This is a genomic window from Anaerococcus sp. Marseille-P3915 (assembly GCF_900258475.1).
Classification (GTDB): domain Bacteria; phylum Bacillota; class Clostridia; order Tissierellales; family Peptoniphilaceae; genus Anaerococcus; species Anaerococcus kampingae.
Map to the genome: position 1 here is coordinate 212,501 of NZ_LT984887.1, position 19,855 is coordinate 232,355.

Consider the following 19,855-nt stretch of genomic DNA (forward strand, 5'->3'; position numbering starts at 1 on the left):
TTTTCCATATCTTGGGATAAACTCTTCATCTCAGTTTCAATTTTCTTTATTTTATCTAACAAGTCTTGTCTATCATCAGCAGATTTTTTGATTAGATCATCGAGTTGTGTAATTGAATTAATTCCTTGTTCTCTAAGCTTAATTATAGAATCAGCCATTGTTTTGATATTATGTTTTCTTGCCCAAACTTCATAACCTTTAGAGGATTTAGCTTTTTCATTAGTAGATATATCAATAACATTTCCTACTCGTTTTTTAATAGGATTAGCTTTATTTTTAATTGCTAAATCTATTCTATCTTTGATTTTCTCTTCAGTATAATCTTCTCCGATAGTCTTTGCCCTTGTGAATCTTTGCTTATCTTTATGGCGAAAAGCAATGTGTTTACCAAACTTAATTTCATAATCAAGAGATTTCATATTTTCTAAAAATTCTTCCCAAGATTTAGACTTATTAATCATTCTATCTATATCAAATTGCAGTTTAGACTTCCAAGAATTTCCTTTCTTGTTTTGGTCATACTCGTACCAAGATTTACCAGCAGTTTTATATTTTCTCTTGTAAGCTTCATAATATTCATCAATGACTGAAAGCTTATTTTCTTTACATAACTCATCACTTTGATATCTGATTTTATGGTAAGTTTTTTTGTTGGATTGGTAGCATTTACCAGTCTTGTAATTAACATTATTAAAAATAATATGGTTATGGATATGCCCTCTATCTATATGAGTTGCAAGAACAAATTCATAATCTTCTTTTAAAATTTTCTTACATAATTCCATTCCAATTTCGTGAGCTTTTATAGGATCAACCTCTCCTGGTAGAAAAGATTGAATTAAATGTCTAGCTAAGACTGTTCCTTTAGTATCATTATCTTCTCGAGTTTTCAAAAATTGAATATGGGCAGTAGATGGATGACATTTGAATGAAGATACTAAAATTTTTTCATCAGTTTTTTCACTCTTAGTAATATAATCTATTGCCAAATTTAGGGTTGATTTTATAGGATGTATTTTTGTAATTGCCATATTAATCACCAGAACTTTCTTTTGATTTATTAAGAAGTAGGGAATGGATCTGCCATATTTCTCTTGATAATTTTTCTATCTGATTATTCATAGATTCAATTTCATTTTTGTAAATAACACCAGTTGTATTAGTAGCTTTTGCAATCTGATTTATATTATTTGTTGCATTTGAAAGTAACCATTGTAGGTTTCTAAATGGTTCTAAATCTACAACGTAGATCTCTTTTTCTAATACGCATTTTCTAAGAAAGTGGGACATAGTTTTGCAGTTTGCCAGTCTCATTTTCTTTTCAAAAACTTCCTTTTCTTCATCTGTTAAATATATTTTTAGTTGATTATTTCTTTTTCTATTATCCATAGTATATCTCCTTATCATAAAATATTGGGGTCTTAGGGCTCTCCCTAACAAGGTAAAATTGATAAAAAAAGAAGCAGTCCATAAAGGTTCTGCTTCATCAATTTTTCGTAAGTGGGTACTCACTTACTGTGCTTGCTATTAAAGTTATAAGCGTTAAGCGTNAAAAACTTCCTTTTCTTCATCTGTTAAATATATTTTTAGTTGATTATTTCTTTTTCTATTATCCATAGTATATCTCCTTATCATAAAATATTGGGGTCTTAGGGCTCTCCCTAACAAGGTAAAATTGATAAAAAAAGAAGCAGTCCATAAAGGTTCTGCTTCATCAATTTTTCGTAAGTGGGTACTCACTTACTGTGCTTGCTATTAAAGTTATAAGCGTTAAGCGTGTATTTAATTATTAATAATTATATCATACTTAAGTATTATTTTCCACTGTGCGTATTGACAAAAAGAAGATGAGTATATATAATGATAACTAAGTTATCATGGTTGGATTTTGTAGTAGGAAGAAGGTGAATGAGTGTTGAGTTTAAGTGGGTATGATGCTACTCATAGCAAAATTTTAGAAAGTGGTATAAAAAACTTTTTAAAAGATGGTTATGAGAAATCTAACTTAAGAAAGATTTGCAAAGAAGCTGGGGTAACTACAGGAGCTTTTTACCGTCATTTTGATGATAAGGAAAATTTGTTTACAAATTTGGTAGAACCTTTTGCAAGTCAGATTCTTGATATTTATAAAAATTATGAAGACAAAAGTCTTAAAACTTATGAATCTGATGAAGAGTTAAGTAAAAATAAGTTATTAGAAATACTGAAAATGAAAGAAGAAGCATCTGTAAAGTCCGTATCTTTCTTTTATGATAATAAAGATATTTTTGAGCTTTTGATTTTTTCTTCATATGGTACAAAATACGAGAACTTTATTGATGAAATTATAGGATTTGAAGATGAAAATCATAAAAAAATTTTAAATCTAATTTATAAGAATGGATATAGGAGCGTTATTACTGATGAGGGACTACATCTTATAAACCATGCTTACATTTATGCACTATCAGAATTAGTAGTACATTCTAATAGTAAGGAAGAAGCAGTTCATAATGCAAAGATTATAGCAGGATTTTTTAATGATGGTTGGAAAAAGATTAGGGGATTATAATCCTTAATTTTTTTAAAAATATGATAACTAAGTTATCTTTTTATGGAGGTGGAAATTTTGAAAAAAGAAAATCAATTTAAAAAACTAATGAAATTGGCGAACAATCATAGGTCAAGTTTAAATCTGTCAGTGCTACTCGCAAGTCTTGGAGTTATTTTTGGAATACTTCCCTTTATAAGTGGAGGAAAAATTGCTGAAGGACTTATATCAAATGATACTGATAAAAATTACTATATCTTATGGTGTTTAACTGGACTACTAGGTTATGCTTTAAAAACTTTATTATATGCATGGTCTCTATCTATTTCCCACAAGGCTACTTTTTCTATACTTGCTGATATTAGGATAAAAATGATAGAGAAACTTCCTAAACTTTCTCTTGGAACAATAAGCGAAACTCCAAGTGGAGCTTTTAAGCAAAAAATAGTTGATCAGGTAGAAAGTATGGAGAGTCCACTTGCTCACATGTTCCCTGAAATGACAGCAAATTTACTAGGTCCTGTTTTTGTATTTTTATATCTTTTATTTGTAGACTGGAGAATGGGACTCTTATCCCTCGTATCATTTCCAATAGGTATGTTTTTTATGGCAAGTGTTTTTAAATCTTATGGAGATAATTTTGCTGGTGCGATGAAAATCGGAGGAGAAATGAATTCTTCTCTTGTAGAATACGTAAATGGGTTAGAAGTGATAAGGTCATATAATCAGACGGATAAAACTTATAAAAAAATCACCGACAAAGTTTATGCTAATGCTAAATATTATTATGACTGGATGACAAAAACTCAATTTGGAATGTCAATGTCAAAAGCAATCACCCCAACTACTCTTCTAGCTATACTTCCATTGGGATATATCTTTTATAAGAATGGATCTTTATCCTTAACAGGATATCTACTTTCCATAATTTTATCCTTTTCCTTACAAGGATTATTAAATACTATGATGAGATTTACAACTATAGGAGCTCAAGTAGGCACTTTAGTAGAAAATGTGGAGTCTGTTCTTAATTCGACTGAGCAAATTCACAGTGAAGAAAAAATTGTTATTAAAAATCATGATATAGAGCTTAATAATGTGAGTTTCGAGTACGAAGATGGTCAAGAAATTTTATCAGATATTTCCTTACAAATAAAAGAAGGAACTAAAAATGCTTTTGTAGGTTTGTCAGGTGGTGGAAAATCTACTATTGCAAAATTAATTGCAGGATTTTGGGATGTAAAGAAGGGTGTGATTAAGATGGGCGATATTCCTTATGAAAACATTCCTTTAGAAGAACTTTATGATCAGGTTTCTTTTGTGTCCCAAGATAACTTTTTATTTGATGATACTATAAGGGAAAATATAAGAATGGGTGACCCTAAGGCGAGCGATAAAGAAGTTGAGGAGATATCAAAAAAAGCTGGCTGTCATGAATTTATATCTCATTTGGAAAATGCATATGAAACTAGGGTTGGAAAACAGGGAGAAAGTCTTTCTGGAGGCGAAAGGCAGCGAATCGTTATAGCTAGAGCAATGCTAAAAAACGCCCCTATAGTTATATTTGATGAAGCAACGGCCTATATGGATCCAGAAAATGAATATTTAATTCAAAATTCTTTAAATGAATTAATTAAAAATAAAACTGTAATCGTGATTGCACACAGATTATATACAATAAAAGATTCGGATAAGATTTTTGTAGTAAATAATGGAAAAATTGAAGACTCTGGTAAGCATGAAGATCTTCTAAATTCTTCAGAGACTTATAAGAAGCTTTGGAAAACAAGTATAGGAAAGGAGGATTAATATGTTAGAAACCTTAAGTAAAATTTGGAGGTTTTCAGCTAAGGAGAAGTCAAACTTAAATAAATCTTTAGTTATATCAGTAATTCATGCATTCTTTTATGTTTTGCAAATGGGAGCCGTTTATTTTATTTTGTTAAGTATTGTAAATAATGGAGAAAAATTAAGAACATCCTTAATGTCTTTTGCTATTATTCTTGCATCTATATTTGGACGAATGATAACAAATTATTACGCACAGTTAAGACAAACTCATGCAGGTTATTTTATGGTTGCAAATGCAAGAATTAAAATGACAGATAAGTTGAAAAAAATTCCAATGGGTTTACTAAATAATTCAAAAATGGAAAATATTTCAGGGATATTAACAACAGGGCTAAGCGAAACAGAAAACACTGTTCCTTCAATTCTCATAACCATGCTTACTGGATTTTTAACAGCCTTTGTTTTTACTATCATGGTTTTTATTTTTGATATTAGAATTGGGATTGTAGTTGCAATAGCAACATTAATATACCTTTATGTTAGTGATAGAATGCAAAAAGTTTCAGCTAAAGTTGCTCCCAAAAGAGCCAATGCCCAAATTAATTTATCTGATAGAGTTTTAGAACATATACAAGCCATGCCTGTTATTAAATCATTTAATTTAACGGGTAAGGGAGATAAAAACACAAGAGATGCTATTTTTGAGAGTAAAAAAACTAATTTAGAAGTAGAGAGAAGATTTACTCCTTTTACAATTTTTTCTTCTCTAATTTTAAATGTTGCATCATTTATATTGATGTATTTGGCTATTAGATTTTATTTTGATCAAACTATGAATTTAACAAACTCTTTGATGACATTGATTATGTCTTATATGATATTTTCTCAGATTCAGGAGGCAGGATCTTCAATGTCAGAGCTAAGAATAGTAGCAAGTTCTATTGATAAAGTTGATGATATTATGTCGCTTAGTGAGATGAAATCGAAGTCTGGTCTAAAGTTAACAAGTAAAAGAAATATTGAATTTAATAATGTTTCTTTTTCCTATGGAAATAAAAAAATAATCGATAAGATATCTTTTAAAATTCCTGAAAAAACTACTGTGGCATTTATAGGACCATCAGGAGCTGGGAAAACAACCCTATCAAAGCTCATTGCTAGATTTTGGGATGTAGATAGTGGAGATATTACAATAGGTGGAGTAAATATAAAAGATATTAGTTTAGAAGAATTGATGGATAATATCTCCATAGTCTTTCAATCAGTATATCTATTTAATGATACTATTGAAAACAATATAAAATTTGGAAATCCTAATGCAAGTCATGAGGAAGTCATAAATGCTGCAAAAAAAGCTGCGTGTCATGATTTTATTATGGCTTTGCCAAAGGGATATGACACAGTAATAGGAGAAGGGGGTGCTAATCTTTCGGGAGGTGAGAAACAAAGAATATCAATAGCAAGAGCAATTATTAAAGATGCACCAATTATAATTTTAGATGAGGCAACTGCAAATGTTGATCCAGAAAATGAGGACAAATTACAAATTGCGATTAACTCATTAATGAAAGAGAAGACGGTGATTATGATAGCCCATAAATTAAATACCATAAAAAACGCTGATCAAATCATCGTCTTAGAAAAGGGTCAAATTGTTCAAAAAGGTGAACATGATGAATTAATTAAAGAAGAAGGTATATATTCTGATTTCATTAAAATCAGAGAAAAAGCTGAAAATTGGAAAATTAAATAAGGAGGAGAAGATGAATTTAAAAAATATTGTAAAAATTGCTGTTTTTTCAGTTATAGGATTTGTGTTAACAATGGGACTTGGTTATGCTACAGGAGCTTTAGGTGTAATGCCTAGTTTATATTTGTCTTGTGCCTTTGCTACGATTGTAGTAGCACCAGTATTTGTAATTTTGGCAAGGAGTGTAAAGGTGAGGGGGACCGCATTTTTATATTTCTTTTTGATAGGACTATTCTACACTCTTATGGGGATGTGGCCTATTATAATTATAAATACCATTGCTGGAATATTAGCTGAACTTGTAGTGGGAAGTAGTGAAAATTATGATAGAGGCAATAGTAAGGTTGGTCTTGCTTTTGGAGCGGGTATGTTTGTATATTCACTTCATCCTATCATAATTGTGTTTTTCTTTTCAAAATCTAAGGCGATGCTTGAAATGATGGGAGCGGACTACTTTGACTTTTTAAGAAACTTTTACACACCTGCAAATATTGGAATTTGTTTTGTTATTTCCATAATTGCATCAATCATTGGTGCAAAATTTGGATCATATATCTATAATAAGTTTTTTGCTGGTAGGAATAAAAAAAGTGTTCTTGGTTAAAAGTAAAAAAGAGAAAAAGGAAGTAATTAGCCCAATTACTATAATTGGGCTAATTATAATCTTTTCTATAATACTCACAATAGGAGATGAAGCTTTTTATATTACATGTCTACTATTAAGCTTATTATCATTATCCATTTATTCACTAAAGTTAAGTTTTAAATTTACTTTATTTTTGATTGTAATTTTTATTTTAATAAGGATTTTAGAAAATTATTTGGGTGGTGTCTTTATTGGCTCGATATATCTCATGCTTAGAATTATATTTCTTTACGCTCCTATATTTATTATGGCAAGAGTCATGAGTCTATATTCGGCATCTTTTATTGTAGCTTCTTTTACTAATAGAGGAATGCCTACAAGCTTTGGACTTCCTATTGCTTTATTCTTTAGGTTTATACCTGAAATAAAAATAAGACTCCAAGAAATAAAAGATGGACAAAAGATAAGAGGATTTAAGACTAGTATATTTCACCCAATAAAGACTTTTGAGCTTTATTTTGTGCCTTTACTTTATAAATGTCTTGAAATAAGCGATGTATTAACCTGTTCAATTATTTTAAAGGGGATTGAAATAGATTGTAAAAAAACATCCATATATAATTTGCAATTTTCAAAATTTGATTATTTTATGTGGATTAGCACAGTTTTTATGCTAGGAGCAAGTTTATGGAAAATGTGATTAGTGTTAATATTAAATCTTTTTCTTATGGAGAAAATGAGAATTTAAAAAATATTAAATTTAATATCAAAGATGGAGAGTTTATTGTATTAACAGGCAATTCTGGTTGTGGGAAGAGCACACTAATAAGAATAATTACGGGTCTTTTTCCAAGCTTTTATGAAGGAAAATTAGATGGAGAGGTTGAAATTTTAGGAAGAGATATAAATGAATATAAAAAAGGAGAACTTTCAAAAATTGTATCCATTGTTTTTCAAAATCCCAAAGATCAGTTTTTTTGTACAAATGTTTATGATGAAATTGCCTTAGGGGCAGAAAACTTGGGAATTAAAAGAGATTTGATTATAGAAAAGATAGAGTCTATAAGTAAATTGCTTAAAATAGAAAAACTGCTTGATAAATCTATTTTTTCACTATCAGGAGGAGAAAGACAGAGAGTAGCTATTGCTTCAGCTCTTATTCAAGATAGTAAAATTTTATTTTTTGATGAACCATCCTCTTCTCTAGATTATGATTCTATTGAAAGCTTTAAAGAGATTTTAAAAGAATTAAAATCTATGGGTAAAACCATAATATTAGCCGAGCATAGACTTTATTATCTAAAAAACTTATTTGATAGAATTGTGTTTATGAAAGGTGCAACAATCAATGAAATTTTTACAAGAGAAAATTTTAATAATAATCTAGCCAAAGAATTAGGACTTAGGACTTTAGAAGAAAGAAACTTAAAAACTGAAAGAAATTTTTTTGAAAAAGATTCTGTAGAATTTTTTAATAATATATATGTAAGTGTTGGTAAGAAAAGCATTTTAGAAAACATTTCTTTTGATTTAAAGAAGGGAGAAGTTTTAGGAATACTTGGGAAAAATGGATCGGGTAAGACATCTCTATCAAGAATAATAACTGGACTTGTTGGAAAAAATCAAGATACAAGTATAGGTGTACGAGAAAAAGAAAGACTAAAAAATTCTTACCTAGTTCAGCAGGATGTAGATTCACAAATATTTTTAGATACAGTTGAAAATGAACTCCTGTCTATATCATCTGATAAAGAAGAAATAAAAAAACTTTTAAAGGAAATAAATCTCTGGGATAAAAGAACATCACATCCTCAAAAATTATCAGGAGGTCAGAAACAAAGGCTAGCTGTAATTACTGCTTTTCTATCAAATAGACGAGTAATCATATTAGATGAACCAACATCAGGACTTGATTATAAGAATATGGAAATCATGGCTAAGCTTATAAATGAGTATTCTAAAAAGATTTCAATAGTTATTATAACTCATGATTTGGAATTTCTTTTTAAGTGTTGTAATTCTGCTTTAACTCTAGATAAAAATAATTATGATAGGTTTGTCTTATTTAATAATGAAGAAAAAATATTTGAATTTATTGAGCAAATGTAATATTTCAACTTATCATATATTAAAACAAGGAGAAAATAGACTTAAACATCGAAAGACGATATTTATATAATATATCTGTTAAAAATAATATAGCAAATCCAAAAAGAATCTATATTAAAAATAGTTTCGTTCATTTTAGAGGACTAACCATGCCCAAGAGCAGGAGTCCTCCTTTTTTTGTCTGAAAACATAAAGACAAAAAAGAATGGAGGAAACATAAATGACAAAAGAATATTACCTTTATGTTGGTGGGCAAAAAATCAAAGTAAGCGAACAGATATACAAAGTCTACTGGCAAGAAAGAGAACATGAAAAATATTTAGAGCAGGTGGACAAGAAAAACCACTTGCTATTTTTTTCGTCTCTAAATCACGATGGGAATTTTGAAAATAATCTAGAAGATAAAAATGTTGATGTAGAAAAAGTTGTCGCAACACAAATGATGATTGAAGCACTAAGAAATGCAATGTCAAAGTTAAATGAGGAGGAACGGGAAATAATTGAAAGATTATATTTCAATGATGAAACACTTCGTGCAGTAGCGAAGACTCAAAATATATCACATCCTGCTTTAATAAAAAGGCGAGATAAGATTTTAGAAAAACTAAAGAAACTTATAGAAGAAATATAATTTCTGGTTACCAAAGAGGGCAAATTTTCCTTTATAAAGTGAGGGGAGTTTTGTCCTCTTTCTATTTTAAAAGAAATTTAAACAATATTTGAACCTTAACAATTGAATAGACCAAGACAAGACGTTAATCATTTTTGGAGCGTGATAACCTATCCGCCAAGATCTTTCTGCTGAATAATTCGGTAAAACAAGTACTGCTAAGCTAAAAGCAAGGGAAGAAGAAAGGGAGCGATAAGTAAGAGTTTGAATATAGGGAGGGATACCCTATTCGCTATGAAGAAAGTGAGGATAATGATACTTCTAAGGTTGAAGCCGGCTCATCCTGAACAGAGGCGGAGGTGAGATTCCTATGTTGCTAATCCAAGGCACTTGTCAATGTCAAAAAACTTTAAAAATATTAAAATAAATATTTTAAATATATTATTTGGAGGATTTATGATTAACGAAAATATAAAAGGTGTTCGTGTTTCTGAGAAAGCATTTCTAACATTAAAAGAAGCATCTGAATATTTTAATATTGGTCAAGATAAAGTTAGACAATTAACGGATGAAAATGATTGTGATTTTGTATTATTTAATGGAAGTAAGCGTCTTATTAAGAAAAAATTAATGGAAGAATATTTAAATAGACAGTTCTCTATTTAATCTAAAACTATATATAAAACACGCATAATGCGGTATAATAATTATAGCGTGTCTTTTATCAAAAAAGGAGAATTTTTATGGTAAAAAGACGCAAAGATAGTAAAGGGGTTGTTTTAAAAGACGGTGAATATCAAAGGTCAAATGGCACTTATGAATTTAAGTGGCAAGACAAAATAGGTCGTAGAAAATCTATCTATGCGAAAACTCTAAAAGAATTAAGAGAAAAGGAATTAGATATTTTACGCAATACTATAGATGGAATCAACAACGAAGGAAGTAGCTTGTCTGTAAATGATACTTTTAAGCTATGGACAAAGGTTAAAAGAGGTTTAAAGGATAATACCTTTAAAAATTACATCTATATGTATCAACAATTTGTAGAACCGACTTTTGGTCGCATTAAACTATCTGATATTAAAAGATCTGATGTTAGAAGTTTTTATAACAGATTAAAGGAAGACCAGGGATTGATGGTTTCTACCATAGATTGTGTCCATACTGTCTTACATCAGGTATTAGAATTAGCAGTGGATGACGAATATATAAGGTTTAATCCGTCTGACAATGCTTTGAAGGAATTGAAAGTAGCTTATCGAAATGAATCTCCGAAGAAAAAAGCTATGACAATAGAAGAACAGGTGCTATTTGAAGAATATTTATCTAATAGTGATGAATATAGAAAATGGTATCCAATATTCATTGTTATGCTTTGGACGGGAATGAGAGTTGGAGAAGTCACAGGATTGCAATGGGACGATCTAGATTTTGATAATGGTCTTATAAATGTAAATAGGACTTTGGTATATTATAGTAAAGGTAAAGGATTAAACAATAGATATGCTATTAATACACCGAAGACAGCATCAGGTAAGCGAAGTATTCCTATGGTTCAAAAAGTAAAAGATGCTTTTCTTATGGAAAGAGAGTTACAAAAGACTTTTGGAATCGAATGTTGTGATTCAATCGATGGATTTAAAGACTTTGTATTTTTAAACAGATTCGGAAAGGTTCACAATAATGGAACACTTAATAAAGCTTTAAGAAGAATTGTTAGAGATTGCAATTTAAGTATAATGGATAAAAATAAATCGAGCTCTAATGATATTCTATTAGTTCCACATTTAAGCAATCACATTTTCAGACACACCTTTACTACAAGGCTTAATGAACAAAATATAAATACAAAAGCAATGCAGTCTATTCTAGGTCATTCTGATATTAGTACAACAATGGATATATATGTAGATGCAACAGAAGATTTTAAGATAGAACAGATGGGAGAATTTGAAAAAGCGATGAAATTTATATTTTAGAATTTACGACAGCTTACGACAAATTTACGACAATTTGCTAGAAATCTATAGGCACTTATAGAGAGTTAGCAAATTGTCGTAAATGGAGAAGTACCATAAAATAGACTTTTATAGAGATTTAGACAATTATCTAATGTAGAGGGGATTTTCCCAACAATGAAGCCACTTGGTCTTGAAAAGTCAGAAAATAAAACAAGCCAAGAAGCTCCTAAGATTAAACTTGACCTATCAAAGGTAAAAGTTGAGCCATTATTTGAAGAAGATGTTGATTTTGAAACATTTTCTAAATCAGACTTTAGGGTTGTAAAGGTTAAGTCTTGTGAAGAAGTTCCAAAGTCTAAAAAACTTCTAAAATTCACCCTAAATGATGGAACGGGTGAAGATAGGGTAATCCTATCAGGAATTAAAAATAACTATAGCGCAGAAGAATTAGTAGGCAAGACCCTACTTGCTATAACCAACCTTCCACCTAGAAAAATGATGGGTGAGGAGTCTTGTGGTATGCTTTTATCAGCAGTATGTGAATACGATGGCGAGGAATTATTAAATCTTATAATGCTTGACCCATCAATACCAGCTGGAGCAAAAATATATTAATATGAAAGGTGCCGCTTTGTCGGCACTTTTTTTAAAAATTATGGAGTAATTATGGAAAAAAGAAACGAATTTACAAATTCCTGGGGCTTTGTCATGGCCTGCGTGGGCTCTGCTGTAGGCCTTGCCAATGTTTGGGCCTTTCCCTATCAACTTGGAGCAAATGGTGGTCTAGCATTTTTAATACCTTATTTGATATTCATATTTTTATTTGGTAGGGTAGGCTTGGCAGCAGAAAATGCTATCGGAAGAAAATATAAGTCAGGGCCAATGGTTGTTTACAAAGAAGCCTTCAAGGAAAGAAATATGGAAGGCTTTGGTAAAATCATCAGATGGTTACCAATGATTGGTGTAACCCTCCTTGCAGTAGGTTATGCGGTAGTAATAACCTATGTCCTAAAGGCCCTTATAGATACAATTAGCGGTAATCTTTTCGCTATGGATAGCCAGGCTTGGTTTGAAAGCATATCTACAAGTGACTTTAGACTTGTAGGTGTCCACTTGATTCTATTAATAATGGTTTATTTCACCCTAGCTTATGAGACAAAGGGAATAGAGAAGACTAACAAGTTGATGATGCCATTATTCTTTGTTTTATTTTTAGTTTTGGTTCTTAGGGTGGCCTTCCTAGATGGGGCAAGCGATGGTTATAAGTTTATCTTTACTTTGGATAAGGCAAAGCTTTTTGAAGTTAAAACCTGGGTAGCAGCCATGGGTCAAGCTTTCTTTTCCCTATCCCTAGTTGGAACTGTAATGGTTGTTTATGGATCATATCTTCCAGATAGGGAAGATGTAGTAAAAGCATCAACAACTACATCAGCTTTTGATACCTTAGCTGCTATGCTAAGTGCTTTTGTTATGATACCAGCATCCTTTGCCTATGGACTTTCACCAGAAGCAGGTCCAAAGCTTTTATTTATAGTATTACCTGAAGCCCTAAGACAGATGCCTCTTGGCAGAATCTTTGCCTTAATTTTATTTGTGGCTATAGTCTTTGCAGGAATTTCTTCTATCCAGTCAATGATAGAAACAGTGGCAGAGGCGATTGTCTTCTCCTTTCCAAAATTAAAGAGAAACCTAGTCCTAATTGCTTTGATAGTAATAATCTACTTAGGAGGAATCTTCCTCCATCCAATAAGCAAATGGGGTCCATGGATGGATGTCATAACAATATACATCCTGCCAATAAGCGGGATAATTGGAGCCATAACATGGTTTTGGGTAATCAAAAAAGATGAACTTTTGGCAGAAGTAAACAAAAATTATCCAAATAAATATGGAAATATTTGGTACAATCTTGGAAGATTTTTATATGTTCCACTTGCAATTATCCTATGCTTCATTGCAATAAGATATCATATTTCATTCTAGGAGGGGCAGTGAAAAAAATATTTTTTAGGCTATTGAGTATATTTTTAGCCTTAATTTTAATATTAGCACCTAAGTCTTTTGCAGAAGAAAATAAGAAAAATTCAGACTGGGATGAAGAAATTATCTATATGATAATGACCGATAGGTTTTTTGATGGAGATGAATCTAATAACAATCCAGCTAATGTAGAAGGGTCCTTTGATAAAGAGCACTTAGAAGCCTATCATGGTGGTGATTTTAAAGGAATAATAGAAAAAATTCCCTATCTAAAAGATCTTGGAATTACGACCTTGTGGATCACACCGATTGTAAAAAATATCGATTCAAACATGATGGCAGATAGGGGTGGCAAGCAATTTGCTTACCACGGCTATTGGGCAGAAGATTTTACCAAGCTTGACCCACATTTGGGTAGTGAAGATGATTTTAAAAACTTAATCGATGCCCTCCATGATAATGGTATAAAGCTAATGGTAGATGTAGTAATCAATCATTCAGGTTATGGAACTAAAAACCAAGGGCCATTTACTGGTATGCACAGGGAAAAAAGCGGGGCTGGTGATATAGAAACAGAGCTTGCTGGCCTGCCAGATTTTAAAACAGAAGATAAGAGCGTTAGAGATAAGATAATTGCCTGGCAAGTTGCTTGGCTAAAAAATATAAAGACTGCAAAGGGAAATGGGATCGACTATTTTAGGGTCGATACAGTTAAGCATGTTGATAAAGATACCATGAAAGACTTCAAGACTGAGGCTCGTAAAGCTAAGCCAGATATAAAAATGATAGGGGAAAATTTTGGGGCTTCTATTTTAAAGGATGGAGGCTATCTAGACCCAAGTATGATGGATTCCCTCTTAGACTTTGAATTTAAAGACCTATCAAAAGATTTTGTCCGTGGCAAAATTTCTGAAACAGAAAATAGACTTGCAAAAAGAAATTCAGAGATAAGCCAAGATAGGCAAATGGGCCAATTCTTATCATCCCACGATGAAGATGGGTTTTTAAAAGTAAGACTAGGTGGGGATGTAGGCAAATTTTTAGTAGCTTCATCCTTACAACTTACAGCCAAGGGCCAACCTGTCATATATTATGGTGAAGAAATTGGCCAATCAGGCAAAAAGGACAATTTTGACAAGGGAGTATTTAGCGAAAATAGGTATGACTTTGACTGGTCAAAGACAGAAAATAACCCAATCCTAGATCACTATCAGAAATTAATTGCAATAAGGAAGGCTTATCCAGAAATTTTTGCAAGAGGCGATAGGAAAAGCCTATACATGGATGATACTGTATCTGTTTTTGCTAGGAGCCTAGGAGATAGTGAGTTAATTATCGGCTTAAATACTAGTGATGAGGAAAAAACTATTAGCTTTGACCTAAAATCTGATGAAAACTTATACGACCTTTACAATCAGAAAAAAGTTAAGCTAAGCGGAAATAAAGTGACCTTAAAAATTCCTTCAAGAGATAATGGGGGAACGGTAATACTTTCCAAAGAATCAAGCCTGCCAGAAGATTTCAAAACAAAATCTAGTTTTGAGCCTAATTTGTATTGGCTTTTAGGTCTTGGCTTTATAATTCTTATACTTATATATATTTTAAGAAGCAAAAAGGCTAAATAATAAAAAGCTTATCAATCTCAATTTGAGATGATAAGCTTTTTTAATTAAAATAAACCCAATTAATGGCCTTTGGTAGGACTTTAAAGTCAATTTCCTTGGCCCTAAAAATTTCGCCATCGGCATTGGCAATAAATTCCTTAGGAGAAATGATTTTACCTTTTGTAACCTCAATTTCCCTGAGATATTTACTAGCTTGGTGGCGACCTTTTTTATACTTTAAAATCATGCTAGGAAGCTTTGGAAGTGGTATTTTATCAGCTAAGATAAGGTTTAAGTAACCATCATCTATTTTAGCCTCAGGAGCAGGGTTAAAACCTGAACCATAATAGGATCCATTGCATAGGGCAGAAATTAAATACTCACCAGATATTTCAAAATGTGAACCGTCTTTTAATTTTAATTTAAAGCTTAAGTTCTCGTAGTTTAGATCTATAAGACTTGCAAGTGTAGCTTTTAGGTAGGCTTTCTTTCCTAGTTTTGGCTTCTTGTCCAAATATTCATAAGCTTTTTCCAAAACCTGGGTATCAAAGCCAATGCTTGTTACATTTATGGAATAAAAGTCATTCACTTTAATCAAATCTATTGGCTTAATCCTAAAATCTAAGAGGTCAGTGAGCTTAAAGGAATCATAATCAAAATTTTTTGCAAAATCATTGCCAGTACCCATTGGAATAAGGCCGATAGCTATATTCTTGCCATAGGCTACATTTACTAGCTCATTAAGAGACCCATCCCCACCGCAAATTATGACAACTTTCTCCTCATAATCAAGGCTATCAAAGGCATCTATTAGATATTTGGTGTGGTTCTTGTATCTTGTGTTAACAACCTCAATTTCTGATAGCCTTTTGACCCTCCTAAAGGTATTTTCTATATCTTCTTTTTTTATGTCAAATTCAGTTTTACCTGCCTTTGAGTTAATAATAAATAAAATCTTTCTCATAATAAATCCTAAGATGACTATACTAATAATTTTAGATTATAAAAGCTATTTTATAATGCGAATAAGAATCATTTTCAAAATATATTTGACTTTAAAATTTTCTTATGCTAAGATTATGATATCAATAATCAATTTCATAAGGAGATATAATGAAAAACAAATTACTTATTGCGATGCTATTAGCATCAATTAGCCTTTCGGCATGTGGAAATGGAGCTGAGAAAGAAGCTCCAAAGGAAGAAGCAGCTCAAACTGAACAACAAGCTCAGCCAGAAGAAGCTGCTAAGGATGAGAACAAAGAAGAAGCTAAAGATACAGCTTCAGATTCTGCTACAGTTAAAATAAAAGATTTGACTGGCGAAGTCGAAGTAAAGAAAAACCCTAAAAAGGTAGTAGCTCTTGACAATAGAACATTTGAAACACTTGAAGAATGGGGAATTACACCAGTAGCTGCTCCAAAACCAATTATGCCAGCTACAAGTGGCTTTGTTAAAAACGATGAAATCCAAGATATTGGAAACCACAAAGAGCCAAATCTTGAAGTAATTGCTGCAGCTGACCCAGATTTAATTATAGTTGGCCAAAGATTTGGTAAATATACAGAAGAGCTTAAAAAGCTTTGCCCAAATGCTGATGTTATCGATCTAAACTGGGATGTGAGTGATAAGGCGGCAAATCCTGGCGAAAATTTAGTTAATGGACTTAAAGATTCTCTAGAATCCCTTGGTAAAATATTTGATAAGGAAGATGAAGCAAAGGCCCTTATAGAAAAACTAGACAAATCTATAGCAGAAGCTAAGGAAGCCTACAAGGAAGGCACTGTAATGTCTGTAGTAGTAAGTGGTGGAGAAATCGGATACTCTGCTCCAGGTTTTGGTAGGGTTTGGGGTCCACTATATGAAATTCTCGGCCTAAAACCTGCTATAGAAGTAGAAAATTCATCAACAGACCACAAGGGAGATGACATATCTGTAGAGGCTATCGCTCAGTCTAACCCAGCTTACCTCTTAGTCCTAGATAGGGATGCTGCTGTTACTAAGGAAGGTGAAGAATCAACCCCTGCTAAGGATGTTATAGAAGGAAGCGAGGCTTTAAAATCAACAGATGCTATTAAAAATTCTAAGGTATACTATGCACCTGCTGATACCTACACAAACGAATCTCCTCAAACTTTCATAAAAATATTTGAAGGCCTTAAGGAATTATTTTCTAAATAAGTATGAAAAGTCAAAAAACTAGTCATAAAAAATTAATAGATAAGAATTTAATTTTTCTCTTACTTTTGGTTTTTGGACTGGCAATTTTATCCATTTTTACAGGGGCCTATAATATTAGGGAAAACCCTGAAGGGTGGAAGATGATATTTATAACAAGGATACCAAGGACCCTTAGCCTTATGCTAACAGGCCTTGCCATGAGTATGGCAGGAGTAGTTATGCAGCTTATAAGTCAAAACAAGCTAGTAGAGCCAACTACAACAGGCACTATAGAGTGGGCGGGCCTTGGCCTTATCCTTGCCTATATTTTAGTCCCTTCAGCTAGTCTTTTTATAAGAACAAGCTTTTCAATCATATTTGCCTTTATCGGATCGATGGTATTCTTTCTCCTTTTAAGAAATATTAAGTTCAAATCGTCATTGTTCGTTCCGATAATAGGCATTATGATGGGGGCGGTTGTATCTGCAATTTCAACCTTTGTAGCTCTAGAATTTGATATGATGCAATCTCTTGAAGTCTGGTTTGCTGGATCTTTTGCACCAATGCAAAAGGGTAGATATGAATACTTATACCTTATTATAATAATATCGGTTATTATTTACATTTATGCTGACAAGTTAACCCTAGCAGGCCTTGGAGAGGCAGTATCAACCAATCTAGGCCTTAATTATAAGAGGATAATCCTTGTTGGAAATGTTTTAATATCCCTAGCTACTGGTCTTGTGGCAAGTGTAGTTGGAAATGTTCCCTTCCTTGGGATAATAATTCCAAACTTGGTATCAATTTATAGGGGAGATAATCTTAGGGAGAATTTGCCATATATTGCCCTGATTTCCATGCTTGTTATAATCATAGCAGATCTCATATCTAGGACAATAATCGCACCATTTGAAGTACCAGTTTCCCTTATCCTGGGAAGTTTGGGTTCTATTTCATTTTTAATCCTCTTGTTTAGAAAGAAAGTGGGTAGTTAAATATGAATCAAATATCTTTTAGACAAAGCAAGGATAAAACAAGATATTTCCTTATCTTAGCTTTTTTAATTTGCCTTACACTTTTAAACATTTATGGACTGTTAACCTACAATAACCCGGTGCCAATTGATTCCCCATCATTTTTGCCAGTTGTAAAAAGAAGACAAAATTCAATAATTGCTATGCTTATAGCAGCAACTTGCCAAGCCCTAGCAACCTTGATTTTTCAATCTGTTACCAATAATAAAATCATAACTCCATCACTTCTTGGCTTTGAGGCTATTTACTCAACAATAAATACTTCCACTATGTACTTTTTAGGAGTTACAGCTTTTACAGCCATGACAGGTATGACCTACTATATAAGTCAGATACTTATAATGGTAATAGTGAGTGTGGCTTTATTTTCAAGCATCTTAAGCTCAAATAGAAATATTGACTTCCTTCTTCTAGTAGGAATTATTTTAGGCCAAGGCCTAAGGTCTATTTCAGCTTTTATGAGAAGGCTCTTAAGTCCATCTGAGTTTGATGTTCTTCAAGCTAAGCTCTTTGCTTCCGTAAATAATGCTGATTCATCATATTTTTTAGTTTCAGCTATAATCGTATTTATTGTAGCTTTTATAATTTTTGCCAATGCTAAGAAGCTTGATGTTTTAAGCCTAGGAGAGGCAGTTTCAACTAATTTAGGCCTTGATTATAAAAAGTCAACAATACTAGCCTTGATAGTAGTATCAATCCTCATGAGTGTGTCAACAGCCCTAATTGGGCCAATGAATTTCTTTGGCTTTTTGGTGGTAAGTTTAACCTATGAGTTTTGCAAGTCCTATAACCATAAATATTTGTTAGTTATGGCCCTGGTCTTTGCCTATTTTATAATCACTCTTGCATATTTTGTAATGAATCATATTTTCAATGCAAATGGAGTGGTATCAATACTTATAGAGCTAGTAGGTGGATTATTCTTCTTGTTAGTAATCTTTAGAAGGAGGAGCGAATGATTGAAGTAAAAAATGTAGAAAAAATATATGGAAGTGAGACTAAGATAGGTCCTATTAATTTTACGATTAAGGAAGGCGGCCTAAATTCTATAATAGGTCCAAATGGTGCAGGTAAGTCTACAACCCTGCTTATGATAGGAAGGCTCCTTGATATGGACCTAGGGAGTATAAATATAGGTGGCATGGATGTTTGTACTTGTCATAGCGGCGAGCTTGCCAAGATTTTATCCATCCTAAGGCAAGAAAATCACTTCACAGCTAAACTTACCGTACGTCAGCTAATCTCCTTTGGGAGGTATCCATATTCAAAGGGTAGGCTTACCGTTAAAGATATGGAGATAATCGATCAATATATAGATTTTCTGGACCTAAAAGGTCTAGAACACAGGTATCTTGATGAGCTATCAGGAGGTCAAAGACAAAGGGCATATGTGGCTATGGTATTAGCCCAAGATACCAAGTATGTCTTACTAGATGAACCTTTAAATAATTTGGATGTTGCAAGAAGTGTATCAATGATGAAATACCTAAGAAAAGCCTGCGATGAGTTTAACAGGACAATTTTATTGGTTATCCACGATATAAACTTTGCAGCAGCTTATTCAGATAGGATACTAGCCATGAAAGATGGCAAGCTAGTATTATCTGGAAGCGTTGATGAAATAATGAAAGCAGATGTTTTAACAGAAATATTTGATACAGACATAAGCGTTTTAGATTCAGCAAAAGGAAAAATTGCAGTATATAATTAAAGGCCAGGCCTTTTGATAAAAATCTTATC

The 19,855-nt window shown here is 32.1% G+C and carries 19 protein-coding genes (1 of these 19 only partly in view); 16 read left to right on the top strand and 3 right to left on the bottom strand.

The genetic code is table 11. The features are described from left to right. Both C8269_RS00975 and C8269_RS00980 read right to left on the bottom strand, forming a co-directional pair. Positions 1 to 1,031, bottom strand: partial view of a relaxase/mobilization nuclease domain-containing protein gene (locus tag C8269_RS00975; protein WP_106460001.1) — the 5' portion only. The gene continues 301 nt to the left of window position 1, outside the view; 1,031 of the gene's 1,332 nt are visible here — the first part of the coding sequence; the start codon lies at positions 1,029 to 1,031; the stop codon falls past the left edge of the window. 1 nt (position 1,032) lies between these two features. Then, positions 1,033 to 1,389, bottom strand: coding sequence for a plasmid mobilization protein (locus C8269_RS00980; protein ID WP_106460002.1), 357 nt, complete (start codon positions 1,387 to 1,389; stop codon positions 1,033 to 1,035). A gap of 523 nt (positions 1,390 to 1,912) precedes the next feature. Here C8269_RS00980 and C8269_RS00990 point away from each other — a divergent pair. From C8269_RS00990 to C8269_RS01045, 12 genes are all read left to right on the top strand, one after another. Beyond that, a complete protein-coding gene (locus C8269_RS00990; protein WP_019118521.1) occupies positions 1,913 to 2,551 on the top strand; it encodes a TetR/AcrR family transcriptional regulator in 639 nt (212 codons plus the stop codon). Positions 2,552 to 2,608: 57 nt separating this feature from the next. After that, positions 2,609 to 4,339, top strand: a complete 1,731-nt coding sequence (locus tag C8269_RS00995; RefSeq protein ID WP_019118520.1) for an ABC transporter ATP-binding protein — start codon at positions 2,609 to 2,611, stop codon at positions 4,337 to 4,339. A gap of 1 nt (position 4,340) precedes the next feature. Next, complete coding sequence (locus C8269_RS01000) at positions 4,341 to 6,074, top strand: ABC transporter ATP-binding protein (protein WP_106460003.1); 1,734 nt, start codon at positions 4,341 to 4,343, stop codon at positions 6,072 to 6,074. Positions 6,075 to 6,084: 10 nt separating this feature from the next. After that, positions 6,085 to 6,675, top strand: a complete 591-nt coding sequence (locus C8269_RS01005) for an MptD family putative ECF transporter S component (RefSeq protein ID WP_106460004.1) — start codon at positions 6,085 to 6,087, stop codon at positions 6,673 to 6,675. Then, a complete protein-coding gene (locus C8269_RS01010; protein ID WP_180371952.1) occupies positions 6,662 to 7,357 on the top strand; it encodes an energy-coupling factor transporter transmembrane component T family protein in 696 nt (231 codons plus the stop codon). Before C8269_RS01005 ends, C8269_RS01010 begins: the two co-directional genes overlap by 14 nt. Beyond that, positions 7,345 to 8,766: an ABC transporter ATP-binding protein gene (locus tag C8269_RS01015; protein ID WP_035112626.1), complete on the top strand. Its 1,422-nt coding sequence runs from the start codon at positions 7,345 to 7,347 to the stop codon at positions 8,764 to 8,766. Before C8269_RS01010 ends, C8269_RS01015 begins: the two co-directional genes overlap by 13 nt. Before the next feature lie 220 nt (positions 8,767 to 8,986). Continuing rightward, positions 8,987 to 9,397 carry a sigma factor-like helix-turn-helix DNA-binding protein gene (locus tag C8269_RS01020; RefSeq protein ID WP_073998066.1) on the top strand — a complete coding sequence of 137 codons (411 nt, stop codon included), beginning with the start codon at positions 8,987 to 8,989 and terminating at the stop codon, positions 9,395 to 9,397. Between the two features lie 435 nt (positions 9,398 to 9,832). Continuing rightward, on the top strand, positions 9,833 to 10,042 hold the full coding sequence (locus C8269_RS01025; protein WP_009345237.1) for an excisionase: 210 nt from the start codon (positions 9,833 to 9,835) through the stop codon (positions 10,040 to 10,042). Positions 10,043 to 10,119: 77 nt separating this feature from the next. Beyond that, positions 10,120 to 11,355, top strand: coding sequence for a tyrosine-type recombinase/integrase (locus C8269_RS01030; RefSeq protein WP_000240830.1), 1,236 nt, complete (start codon positions 10,120 to 10,122; stop codon positions 11,353 to 11,355). Positions 11,356 to 11,511: 156 nt separating this feature from the next. Next, entirely contained in the window at positions 11,512 to 11,952 is a 441-nt protein-coding gene (locus tag C8269_RS01035; RefSeq protein WP_106460005.1) for a methionine--tRNA ligase subunit beta, read from the top strand. A gap of 51 nt (positions 11,953 to 12,003) precedes the next feature. Further along, positions 12,004 to 13,320 (top strand): sodium-dependent transporter, encoded by a 1,317-nt coding sequence (locus C8269_RS01040; protein WP_106460006.1) that lies wholly within the window; start codon positions 12,004 to 12,006, stop codon positions 13,318 to 13,320. A gap of 8 nt (positions 13,321 to 13,328) precedes the next feature. Then, positions 13,329 to 14,942 (top strand): alpha-amylase family glycosyl hydrolase, encoded by a 1,614-nt coding sequence (locus tag C8269_RS01045; protein WP_158698364.1) that lies wholly within the window; start codon positions 13,329 to 13,331, stop codon positions 14,940 to 14,942. Positions 14,943 to 14,982: 40 nt separating this feature from the next. Here C8269_RS01045 and C8269_RS01050 read toward each other — a convergent pair whose 3' ends face one another. Continuing rightward, entirely contained in the window at positions 14,983 to 15,885 is a 903-nt protein-coding gene (locus C8269_RS01050) for a diacylglycerol/lipid kinase family protein (RefSeq protein WP_106460008.1), read from the bottom strand. Positions 15,886 to 16,034: 149 nt separating this feature from the next. On the opposite strand from C8269_RS01050, the gene C8269_RS01055 reads away from it, so the two are divergent. Genes C8269_RS01055 through C8269_RS01070 form a run of 4 tightly spaced genes read left to right on the top strand, consistent with a single transcriptional unit; the run spans position 16,035 to position 19,826 of the window. Beyond that, positions 16,035 to 17,102, top strand: a complete 1,068-nt coding sequence (locus C8269_RS01055) for a siderophore ABC transporter substrate-binding protein (protein WP_106460009.1) — start codon at positions 16,035 to 16,037, stop codon at positions 17,100 to 17,102. Between the two features lie 2 nt (positions 17,103 to 17,104). Continuing rightward, positions 17,105 to 18,076: an ABC transporter permease gene (locus C8269_RS01060; RefSeq protein ID WP_106460010.1), complete on the top strand. Its 972-nt coding sequence runs from the start codon at positions 17,105 to 17,107 to the stop codon at positions 18,074 to 18,076. Positions 18,077 to 18,078: 2 nt separating this feature from the next. Then, positions 18,079 to 19,074 (top strand): iron chelate uptake ABC transporter family permease subunit, encoded by a 996-nt coding sequence (locus C8269_RS01065; protein WP_106460011.1) that lies wholly within the window; start codon positions 18,079 to 18,081, stop codon positions 19,072 to 19,074. Further along, positions 19,071 to 19,826 (top strand): iron ABC transporter ATP-binding protein, encoded by a 756-nt coding sequence (locus C8269_RS01070; protein ID WP_106460012.1) that lies wholly within the window; start codon positions 19,071 to 19,073, stop codon positions 19,824 to 19,826. Before C8269_RS01065 ends, C8269_RS01070 begins: the two co-directional genes overlap by 4 nt. Positions 19,827 to 19,855: the final 29 nt, after the last annotated feature.

Excerpts from the sequence above, each read along its gene's own strand:
- C8269_RS00980 (WP_106460002.1), bottom strand. The coding sequence starts at position 1,389 with ATGGATAATAGAAAAAGAAATAATCAACTAAAAATATATTTAACAGAT.
- C8269_RS01000 (WP_106460003.1), top strand. The coding sequence starts at position 4,341 with ATGTTAGAAACCTTAAGTAAAATTTGGAGGTTTTCAGCTAAGGAGAAG.
- C8269_RS01005 (WP_106460004.1), top strand. The coding sequence starts at position 6,085 with ATGAATTTAAAAAATATTGTAAAAATTGCTGTTTTTTCAGTTATAGGA.
- C8269_RS01015 (WP_035112626.1), top strand. The coding sequence starts at position 7,345 with ATGGAAAATGTGATTAGTGTTAATATTAAATCTTTTTCTTATGGAGAA.
- C8269_RS01020 (WP_073998066.1), top strand. The coding sequence starts at position 8,987 with ATGACAAAAGAATATTACCTTTATGTTGGTGGGCAAAAAATCAAAGTA.
- C8269_RS01025 (WP_009345237.1), top strand. The coding sequence starts at position 9,833 with ATGATTAACGAAAATATAAAAGGTGTTCGTGTTTCTGAGAAAGCATTT.
- C8269_RS01030 (WP_000240830.1), top strand. The coding sequence starts at position 10,120 with ATGGTAAAAAGACGCAAAGATAGTAAAGGGGTTGTTTTAAAAGACGGT.
- C8269_RS01035 (WP_106460005.1), top strand. The coding sequence starts at position 11,512 with ATGAAGCCACTTGGTCTTGAAAAGTCAGAAAATAAAACAAGCCAAGAA.
- C8269_RS01040 (WP_106460006.1), top strand. The coding sequence starts at position 12,004 with ATGGAAAAAAGAAACGAATTTACAAATTCCTGGGGCTTTGTCATGGCC.
- C8269_RS01050 (WP_106460008.1), bottom strand. The coding sequence starts at position 15,885 with ATGAGAAAGATTTTATTTATTATTAACTCAAAGGCAGGTAAAACTGAA.
- C8269_RS01055 (WP_106460009.1), top strand. The coding sequence starts at position 16,035 with ATGAAAAACAAATTACTTATTGCGATGCTATTAGCATCAATTAGCCTT.
- C8269_RS01060 (WP_106460010.1), top strand. The coding sequence starts at position 17,105 with ATGAAAAGTCAAAAAACTAGTCATAAAAAATTAATAGATAAGAATTTA.
- C8269_RS01065 (WP_106460011.1), top strand. The coding sequence starts at position 18,079 with ATGAATCAAATATCTTTTAGACAAAGCAAGGATAAAACAAGATATTTC.
- C8269_RS01070 (WP_106460012.1), top strand. The coding sequence starts at position 19,071 with ATGATTGAAGTAAAAAATGTAGAAAAAATATATGGAAGTGAGACTAAG.